The organism is Zoogloea sp., assembly GCF_028693495.1.
Classification (GTDB): domain Bacteria; phylum Pseudomonadota; class Gammaproteobacteria; order Burkholderiales; family Rhodocyclaceae; genus Zoogloea.
Genome location: NZ_JAQUVG010000122.1, coordinates 1 through 9041, shown reverse-complemented (window position 1 = coordinate 9041; position 9041 = coordinate 1). Strand labels below are relative to the sequence as shown.

Here is a 9041-nt window from a genome sequence, read left to right as displayed (position 1 = left end):
GTGCTGTCCACCGGGCGCCGTGAAGGCATTGAGGCCAAGGGCGGCAGCTGGAGCAAGGACGAGGAAGGGGCCTTCAAGTCGCCCATCCGCCAGCAGTACGAAGACCAGGGTCATCCCTATTACGCCACCGCCCGCCTGTGGGACGACGGCGTGGTGGAGCCGGCCCAGACCCGCCGGACCCTGGGCCTGTCCCTGTCGGCCAGCCTTAATGCGCCGATCCAGCCGACGAAGTTCGGCCTGTTCCGGATGTAAGGGGACACCATCATGTACGAGACCCTTGAAATCCTCCGGGAGGGCGGCGTGGCGACCCTGTGGATGAATCGTCCGGAGGTGCACAACGCCTTCAACGAGCAGCTCATCGCCGAGCTCACCCAGGCCTGCAAGGCCCTGGATGCTGACGACCATGTGCGGGTGGTGGTGCTCGCTGGCCGCGGCAAGAGCTTCTCCGCGGGCGCCGACCTCCACTGGATGAAGCGTGCCGCGGGCGCCTCGGTGGAAGAGAACCTGGAAGATGCCCGCAAGCTGGCCGCCATGCTGCGGACCCTGGCCGAGATGCGCAAACCCACCATTGCCCGAGTCCACGGCGCCGCCCTGGGGGGCGGTATGGGGCTGGCATCGGCCTGCGACATCTGCATTGCGGGTGAGGGGGCGGTCTTCGCCACCTCCGAGGTCAAGTTCGGGATCATCCCGTCGGCCATCAGCCCCTATGTGATCCGTGCCATCGGTGCCCGTCAGGCCCACCGTTATTTCCAGACGGCCGAGCGGATCCCCGCCCGGCGCGCCTTTGACCTCGGTCTGGCCCACGAGGCGGTGGCGGCCGATGCGCTCGATGGGACGGTGGCGGAGGTGGTCGCTGCGCTGCTGCAGGGAGGGCCCCGTGCCCAGGCGGCGGCCAAGGATCTGATCCGTGCCGTGGCCGACCGGCCGGTAAGCGATGGGGTGGTGGAAGATACGGCCCGCCGCATTGCCACCCTGCGCGCCACGCCCGAGGCGAAGGAGGGCCTGGCGGCCTTCCTCGAGAAGCGCCCGGCCGCCTGGGTGTCGACACAATCATAAGGGAAGGGGAGACACAGCATGTTCAACAAGATTCTGATCGCCAACCGGGGCGAGATTGCCTGCCGGGTGATCAAGACTGCACGCCGACTCGGCATCAAGACCGTGGCCGTGTATTCCGAGGCCGACGCCGGTGCCCGCCATGTGCGCCTGGCGGATGAGGCGGTGTTCATCGGTCCTGCGGCGGCCCGCGAAAGCTATCTGGTGGTCGACAAGATCATCGCCGCAGCGAAGCAGACCGGTGCCCAGGCCATCCACCCCGGCTACGGCTTTCTCTCCGAGAACGAGGCGTTTTGCGATGCCTGCGATGCGGCGGGGATCGTCTTCATCGGGCCGCCGGTCTCGGCGATCCGTGCCATGGGCTCCAAGTCCGAGGCCAAGAAGCTGATGGAAAAGGCCCAGGTCCCGCTGACACCGGGCTATCACGGGGACAATCAGGAGCCGGGGTTCCTCAACGTGCAGGCCGACGCCATCGGCTACCCGGTGCTGATCAAGGCGGCAGCGGGGGGCGGTGGCAAGGGCATGCGCCTGGTGGAAAGGAGCACCGACTTCCTGGAGGCCCTGGCGTCCTGCAAGCGGGAGGCAGCCTCCAGCTTTGGCAGCGACCACGTGCTGGTCGAGAAATACCTGACCCGCCCGCGCCACATCGAGATCCAGGTGTTTGGTGATACCCACGGCAACTATGTGCACCTCTTCGAGCGGGATTGCTCGGTGCAGCGCCGCCACCAGAAGGTTCTGGAAGAGGCGCCGGCACCGGGCATGACCCTGGAGCGCCGTGCCGCCATGGGCAAGGCTGCCGTGGATGCAGCGCGGGCTGTGGGCTATGTGGGGGCGGGAACCGTGGAGTTCATCGCCAACCAGGACGGCACGTTCTACTTCATGGAGATGAACACCCGTCTGCAGGTGGAGCACCCGGTGACCGAGATGATCACCGGCCTCGACCTGGTGGAGTGGCAGCTCCGCGTGGCCTCCGGCGAACCCCTGCCTCTGGCTCAGGAGCAGCTGGCCATCAACGGCCATGCCCTGGAGGCCCGCATCTACGCGGAAGACCCGGGCAAGGGCTTCCTGCCGTCCACAGGCCGACTGGTGCATCTGGCTCCGCCCGAAGAGGGCGTGCATGTGCGGGTGGACACCGGCGTGGAGGAGGGCGATGAGATCTCCCCGTTCTACGATCCGATGATCGCCAAGCTCATCGTCTGGGACGTGAATCGTGACCGGGCCCTGGCGCGCATGCTTCAGGCCCTGGCCGAGTACCGGGTGGTGGGGGTGGCCAACAACATCGAGTTCCTGTCCCGCCTGACGGCCTGCCCCGCCTTTGCCGGTGCCGACCTGGACACCGGGCTGATCGAGCGGGAGAAGGGTTACCTCTTCCCTACGGAGCAGGGGGCGCCGCGGGAGGCCTGGCTGGTGGCGGGTCTGGCGGAGCTGCTGCGGGAAAAGGCACGGGCGGTAACGCAGGCTGCCCGTCATTCAGAGCCGGACTCTCCGTGGCACCAGCGGGATGGCTGGCGCCTGAACGCGGCGGCAAAGCGCACCCTGATTTTCCGTCTGGGCGAGGAGGAGAAATCGCTCTTCGTCAGTAACCGGGGAGAGGCCTTGGCGATCACTCTGGACGGTACGACCAGTGTCGTCAGTGGCCAGCTCAACCTCCGCGGTCTGCTGCGGGCCGAGCTGGATGGCTTACGCACCACGGCGACGGTGGTGGTGGCCGGAGAGCGTCGCCATGTCTTCGGGCATGGCAAGGCCTGGCAGTTTGCCGCAGTGGATCCGCTGCACCACAGTGGCGGAGGCGGGGGGGCCGAAGGGGGGCTGCTGGCGCCGATGCCCGGCAAGGTGATCGCCCTGATCGCGGCGGAGGGGGCGAAGGTGGAAAAAGGGGCACCGCTGCTGATCCTCGAGGCCATGAAGATGGAACATACGATCACTGCTCCGGCGGCGGGTACGGTCAAGGCCTTCCGTTTCATCGTGGGAGATCAGGTGGGCGACGGTGCCCAGTTGGTGGACTTTGCGGTCGATCCAGCCTGAACCCTGGAGCGCATCCTGCGGGGCGGATCATCCGCCCCGCGCTTTTTTCTTAGTTGAATTCATCCGGTAGCCCACGCAGAGGGGGCCGGTTCCAGCACATCCCGAAACCGAGTGTGAGGAGACATCCATGACCTGCCAACCGAGCTATGTCCACGGCTCATCCAAACAGCATCTCATCGGCGAGACCATCGGCCGGTATTTTGACAAGGCCTGTCGCCTTCATGGCCATCGTGAAGCCCTGGTGGTGCGCCATCAGAACGTCCGCCTGACCTATGCCGAGCTGCGCCAGAAGGTGGATGCCCTGGCCTGTGGCTTGCGCCGCCTGGGGCTGGCGCCGGGAGAAAGGGTCGGCATCTGGTCCCAGAACAATCTGGAATGGACGCTGACCCAGTTTGCAACGGCCAAGGCGGGCCTTGTCCTGGTCAATATCAACCCGGCCTACCGTCGCAGCGAGTTGGAGTACGCCCTCAACAAGGTGGGCTGCAAGGCGCTGATCCTCTCACCCGCCTTCAAGGCCAGCGACTACCTGACCATGCTCGCGGATCTGGCGCCGGAGCTGGGGCATTGCGAGCCGGGCTTGCTGCGCGCCCACACCTTGCCCGCGCTGGAGATCGTCATTCGTCTGGGCGAGGGCCGTACGCCAGGGATGCTGAATTTCCATGAATTGCTGTTGCCCCCGAGCCGGGATGAGCTGGGCGAGCTGGAACTGCTCGGGGAGGGCCTGCAGTTCGATGACCCCATCAACATCCAGTTCACTTCCGGTACTACTGGAAACCCGAAGGGCGCTACGCTCTCCCATCACAACATTCTCAACAACGGCTTCTTCGTCGGTGAGGCGATCCGCCTTGTTCCAGGGGACCGGGTCTGCATTCCGGTGCCGCTTTACCACTGCTTCGGCATGGTGATGGGGAATCTGGGGTGCCTGACCCACGGTGCCACCATGGTCTACCCCGCCGAGGCGTTTGAGCCGCTGGCCGTTCTGCAGGCCGTGGCCGAAGAAAAATGCACCGCCAGCTATGGGGTGCCCACGATGTTCATCGCTCAGCTGGACCACCCCGAGTTTGCCCGTTTCGATCTTTCCAGCCTGCGCACCGGCATCATGGCCGGAAGCCCCTGCCCGATCGAGGTCATGAGGCGGGTCATCGACAAGATGCACATGGCAGAGGTGACGATCGCCTATGGCATGACCGAAACCTCGCCGGTGAGCTTCCAGAGTGGGACCGATGACGCTATCGAGCGCAGGGTTTCCACGGTGGGGCGGGTGCAGCCCCACTGCGAGGTGAAGATCGTGGATGCGGAGGGTCGGATCGTACCCAGGGGAACGCCGGGCGAGCTGTGCACCCGGGGCTACTCGGTGATGCTGGGGTACTGGGGAGATGATGCCAAGACCTCCGAGGCGATCGACCGGGGAGGCTGGATGCATACAGGTGACATCGCGGTGATTGATGATGAAGGGTTCTGCAACATCGTTGGCCGGATCAAGGACATGGTGATCCGCGGTGGTGAGAACATCTATCCCCGGGAAATCGAGGAGTTCCTCTACCGTCATCCCAAGGTGCTGGATGTGCAGGTGGTAGGCGTGCCCGACAAGAAATATGGTGAGGAGCTTTGTGCCTGGATTATCGTCCGTGAAGGTGAGCGCCTGTCCGAAGAGGATGTGCGTGCCTTCTGCCAGGGGCAGATCGCCCATTACAAGATCCCCCGCTACATCTGCTTCGTCGACAGCTTCCCCATGACGGTCACGGGGAAGATCCAGAAATTCCAGATCCGTGAAAAAATGAAGCAGACCCTCGGCCTTGAAGCCGAGGTCACCGCCTGATCGAGAGGATAGACGCATGGAACTGCCAAAACGCGTACGCATCGTTGAAGTGGGGCCCCGGGATGGCCTGCAGAATGAAAGGCAGGTGGTCAGCACGGAGACCAAGGTGGAACTCATCGCCCGTCTTGGGGCTGCGGGTGTCCCCTCCATCGAGGCCACCTCCTTCGTGTCGCCCAAGTGGGTTCCCCAGATGGGCGACAATACCGAGGTGATGGTCCGGATCCAGCGTCTGCCCGGGGTCGCGTACCCCGTCCTGACGCCGAACCTCAAGGGGTTCGAGGCTGCTCTGGCGGCGGGGGCGGAAGAGGTGGCCGTGTTTGCGGCGGCTTCCGAAGCCTTCAGCCAGAAGAACATCAATTGCTCCATCGCAGAATCCCTCCGCCGCTTTGAGCCGGTGATGGCGGCTGCCCGCGATGCGGGCGTGCAGGTGAGGGGCTACGTCTCCTGTGTGCTGGGATGTCCTTACGAGGGGGAGGTCGCGCCCTCCGCCGTTGCCGACGTGGCGGCCACGCTGTTCGGGATGGGGTGTTATGAGGTGAGTCTGGGCGACACCATCGGGGTCGGAACCCCGGGCAAGACCCAGCGCATGCTGGAGACGGTCGCACGACGGGTACCCATGGAAAGGCTGGCAGGCCACTACCACGACACCTACGGGCAGGCCCTGGTCAATATTTATGCTTCCCTGCAGGTGGGGGTGGGTACTTTTGATTCCAGCATTGCGGGCCTGGGGGGGTGCCCTTACGCCGCAGGCGCTTCTGGTAATGTCGCGACGGAGGATGTGGTGTACATGCTTGACGGCTTGGGTATCGAGACGGGTATCGATCTCGAAGCCCTGGTGTCCACATCCCTGTGGATTTGCGGGCAGATCGGCCGTGTCTGCGGATCCCGGGTCGGTCTCGCCAAGGGTGCGGCGTGCCTCACCGCGGTTTGAAGTCTTGATTTAACTCCGGGGATGTGGGATTATTTTCGGCTGACCCTTTTGCGTGTGCGGAAGGGTTCCCGGATTTTTACCTTGCCCTACCGTTTCGCATGACGGGGGGCTTTGATCCAGAAGGAGATTCCATGCGGCATTATGAAGTCGTATTTATTGTTCACCCCGATCAGAGCGAGCAAGTGCCCGCCATGATCGAGCGCTACCGCACCCTCGTGACCACCCAGGGTGGTCAGATTCACCGTCTGGAAGACTGGGGCCGTCGCCAGCTGGCTTATCCGATCCAGAAGATCCACAAGGCTCACTATGTTCTGATGAACATCGAGTGCGATCAGCCCACCATCGCCGAACTGGAGCATGGCTTCAAGTTCAACGATGCCGTGCTGCGTCACCTGTCCATTCGCATGAAGAAGGCCGTTACCACCCCATCACCGATGATGAAGGAAGAGAAGGCGCGTTCCCTGACTTCCGCCGCTGGTGAAGAAGGCAAGCCGGCCGAGCAGCTGCCCGCAGCCTGATTTGCAGGAACAGGGTCTTAACTGTTTTCAGATTGAGGGTGTCCTGAGCGAGCTCGGGGCTCTGCGCTACTCCCCCGGCGGTGTGCCGGTGCAGGTGGGGCGCATAGAGCACGGCTCGAAGCAGTTTGAAGCCGGTGTCCTGCGGGATGTCGGGCTTGAGATGCCGGTAGTGGCCGTCGGTGATAAGGCCCGGATGCTTGGTGCAGCCCGCCTGGGTTCCCCCGTGCGGATCTCCGGTTTTGTTGCAGCACGCAGCCTGCGCTCCAGGACCCCTGTATTGCATATCGATACGATCGAATTTTTGGAAGGAATACATCATGGCATTCAAGCCGGCAACGAAGCGTAAGGACGACCGTGGTGGTCGCAGCCTCTTCAAGCGTCGCAAATTCTGCCGCTTCAGCGCAGAGAAAATTGAAGAAATCGACTACAAGGATGTGGATATCCTGAAAGATTTCATTACCGAAAACGCAAAGATCATGCCGGCTCGCATCACCGGCACCAAGTCGGGCTACCAGCGTCAGCTGTCCACCGCGATCAAGCGGGCCCGCTTCCTCGCCCTGATGCCCTACACTGATCTGCATCAGTAATCCCGGAGAGACAACATGCAAATCATTCTTTTGGACAAGGTTGTTAATCTGGGTGGCCTGGGTGATGTGGTCAAGGTCAAGGATGGTTACGCCCGTAACTTCCTGATCCCGCAGGGTAAGGCCAAGCGTGCGACTCCGGCCAGTCTTGCGGAGTTTGAAAGCCGTCGTGCCGAGCTCGAGCGCATTGCTGCCGAGCAGCTCGCCGCTGCTCAGGCTGAAAGCGCCAGGATGGAAGGCGTTACCGTTACCGTCGCCCGCAAGGCAGGCGTTGATGGCCGTCTGTTCGGTTCTGTGACCAATGCCGATGTGGCTGAAGCGCTGAATGCGCAGGGCTTCAAGGTGGAGAAGTCTGCTGTTCGCATGCCTGAAGGTCCCCTGAAGACCGTCAGCGAAACCCAGCTCGTGGTTTCCCTGCATACGGATGTCACTGCTAACATTACCGTCAAGGTGGTTGGCGAGAACTGATCGCCAGGAAAGCGTCCGCTTTCCCTCGCAAAAGGGCTGCCTGGTGCAGCCCTTTTTGTTTTTTCAGCCGTTTCTGCTTCGATACTTCTTCTGATGTCCCATGCGCAACAAATCGAATCATCCTGAAGATCCCGTCATGTCGGCCCTTCGCTTGCCTCCTCATTCGATTGAGGCGGAGCAATCCCTGTTGGGTGGGCTGCTGATTGACAACTCCGTTTGGGAGAGGGTTGGCGATATCGTCAATGATGCCGATTTCTATCGGGACGATCACCGGAGAATTTTTAGGCATATTGCCAAGCTGATCGAGCACGGCAAGCCTGCTGACGTGGTGACCGTTTATGAAGCCCTCGAAAAGAATGGAGAGGCTGAGCACGTTGGAGGTCTCGCCTACCTGGGGGAGATCGCCAACAGCACCCCGTCGGCTGCAAACGTTCGCAGGTATGGAGAGATTATTCGAGAGCGCGCCATCCTCCGCAAGTTGGTTTCGGTGGGAGATGACATCGCAGCCAGTGCGCTGACTCCCTCTGGTAAGGATGCCAAGACCTTGCTCGACGAGGCTGAGGCCAAGGTCTTCGAGATTGCGGAGGCGGGTGCGCGCACGGTGAGTGGTTTTCAGGCAATCCAGCCGATTCTTGGGCAGGTGGTGGATCGCATACAGGAACTGTATGACAGGGACTCCCCTGCAGGGATTACCGGGGTTCCGACCGGTCTGACAGACCTGGATGAAAAAACCTCGGGTTTGCAGCCGTCCGATATGATTGTGCTTGCTGCTCGTCCGGGTATGGGTAAAACCTCGTTGGCGCTTAACATCGCCGAAACGGTGGCTGTGGAAGCGGGCTTGCCAGTGGCCATTTTCTCGATGGAAATGCCGGGAACTCAGCTGGCAACCCGTTTCCTTTCATCGGTAGGTCGTATTGATCAGCACAAGATCCGTACCGGCAAGCTCAATGATGAGGAGTGGCAGCGTCTTACCTATGCGCTGGGTAAGCTCCATGAGGCACCCATCTTCATTGATGAGACGCCGGGTCTTAATCCGACTGATTTGCGTGCCCGTTGCCGCCGTCTTCATCGCCAATGCGGGCGTCTTGGTTTGATCGTCATTGATTACCTGCAGCTCATGACATCTCTCAAGGAGAGTGACAACCGTGCTGCTGAGTTGTCAGAGATTTCCCGCTCGGTTAAATCCCTGGCAAAGGAACTGCATGTGCCGATCATTGCGCTCTCGCAGCTGAATCGCAGCCTGGAGCAGCGTCCCAACAAGCGCCCTGTGGCATCCGACCTCCGGGAGTCTGGGGCCATCGAGCAGGATGCCGACATCATCATGTTCATTTATCGGGATGAAATCTACAATCCAGATTCTCCTGACAAGGGCATGGCTGAGTTGATTATCTCCAAGCACCGCAACGGCTCTACAGGGACGGTGCGGATGACATTTATCGGGGAGTTTACCCGTTTTGAAAATTTCGCGGGTTCTTACATGGGAAATGCCCCGCCCGAGTATTGAGCGCTGTTCAGCGGTTTGCGTGTTTCTGTTTTCTCTGTGCGTGGGCTGTGTTGGTTGCGCAGGCGTTGATGTGTGTTTCTGGGCTGAGGTGTTTGCCGTGTAGTTGTATTCGTTTCAGGTATTCATTGTGAGGCGGACG

At 61.7% G+C, this 9041-nt stretch carries 10 protein-coding genes; all 10 read left to right on the top strand.

Features of this window, described 5'->3' with window-relative positions; genetic code table 11:
• A partial coding sequence (locus PHD22_RS15345; protein WP_299868787.1) for a carboxyl transferase domain-containing protein occupies window positions 1–252 on the top strand: 252 nt, incomplete at its 5' end.
• A 9-nt stretch (window positions 253–261) separates the two neighbouring features.
• Window positions 262–1056, top strand: coding sequence for an enoyl-CoA hydratase/isomerase family protein (locus PHD22_RS15340; protein ID WP_299868789.1), 795 nt, complete (start codon window positions 262–264; stop codon window positions 1054–1056).
• A gap of 18 nt (window positions 1057–1074) precedes the next feature.
• Window positions 1075–3078: an acetyl/propionyl/methylcrotonyl-CoA carboxylase subunit alpha gene (locus tag PHD22_RS15335; RefSeq protein ID WP_299868784.1), complete on the top strand. Its 2004-nt coding sequence runs from the start codon at window positions 1075–1077 to the stop codon at window positions 3076–3078.
• 127 nt (window positions 3079–3205) lie between these two features.
• The gene (locus tag PHD22_RS15330; RefSeq protein ID WP_299868782.1) at window positions 3206–4897 is read left to right on the top strand and encodes an AMP-binding protein; all 1692 of its coding nucleotides are present in this window, start codon (window positions 3206–3208) and stop codon (window positions 4895–4897) included.
• 16 nt (window positions 4898–4913) lie between these two features.
• On the top strand, window positions 4914–5828 hold the full coding sequence (locus tag PHD22_RS15325) for a hydroxymethylglutaryl-CoA lyase (RefSeq protein ID WP_299868779.1): 915 nt from the start codon (window positions 4914–4916) through the stop codon (window positions 5826–5828).
• Between the two features lie 131 nt (window positions 5829–5959).
• Window positions 5960–6346 (top strand): 30S ribosomal protein S6, encoded by a 387-nt coding sequence (gene rpsF, locus PHD22_RS15320; protein WP_299868777.1) that lies wholly within the window; start codon window positions 5960–5962, stop codon window positions 6344–6346.
• Window positions 6306–6692 carry a primosomal replication protein N gene (gene priB / locus PHD22_RS15315; protein ID WP_299868774.1) on the top strand — a complete coding sequence of 129 codons (387 nt, stop codon included), beginning with the start codon at window positions 6306–6308 and terminating at the stop codon, window positions 6690–6692. Before rpsF ends, priB begins: the two co-directional genes overlap by 41 nt.
• Window positions 6664–6933 (top strand): 30S ribosomal protein S18, encoded by a 270-nt coding sequence (gene rpsR, locus PHD22_RS15310; RefSeq protein ID WP_141352732.1) that lies wholly within the window; start codon window positions 6664–6666, stop codon window positions 6931–6933. The genes priB and rpsR overlap by 29 nt, the downstream gene beginning before the upstream one ends.
• Window positions 6934–6948: 15 nt before the next feature.
• Window positions 6949–7398, top strand: a complete 450-nt coding sequence (gene rplI, locus PHD22_RS15305) for a 50S ribosomal protein L9 (protein WP_299868766.1) — start codon at window positions 6949–6951, stop codon at window positions 7396–7398.
• Window positions 7399–7498: 100 nt separating this feature from the next.
• Window positions 7499–8902, top strand: coding sequence for a replicative DNA helicase (gene dnaB / locus PHD22_RS15300; protein WP_299868763.1), 1404 nt, complete (start codon window positions 7499–7501; stop codon window positions 8900–8902).
• The last annotated feature ends 139 nt before the right edge of the window (window positions 8903–9041 follow it).

Coding starts and splice junctions, on each gene's coding strand:
- PHD22_RS15330 (WP_299868782.1), top strand. CDS start 3,206: ATGACCTGCCAACCGAGCTATGTCCACGGCTCATCCAAACAGCATCTC.
- rplI (WP_299868766.1), top strand. CDS start 6,949: ATGCAAATCATTCTTTTGGACAAGGTTGTTAATCTGGGTGGCCTGGGT.
- rpsR (WP_141352732.1), top strand. CDS start 6,664: ATGGCATTCAAGCCGGCAACGAAGCGTAAGGACGACCGTGGTGGTCGC.
- dnaB (WP_299868763.1), top strand. CDS start 7,499: ATGCGCAACAAATCGAATCATCCTGAAGATCCCGTCATGTCGGCCCTT.
- PHD22_RS15335 (WP_299868784.1), top strand. CDS start 1,075: ATGTTCAACAAGATTCTGATCGCCAACCGGGGCGAGATTGCCTGCCGG.
- rpsF (WP_299868777.1), top strand. CDS start 5,960: ATGCGGCATTATGAAGTCGTATTTATTGTTCACCCCGATCAGAGCGAG.
- PHD22_RS15325 (WP_299868779.1), top strand. CDS start 4,914: ATGGAACTGCCAAAACGCGTACGCATCGTTGAAGTGGGGCCCCGGGAT.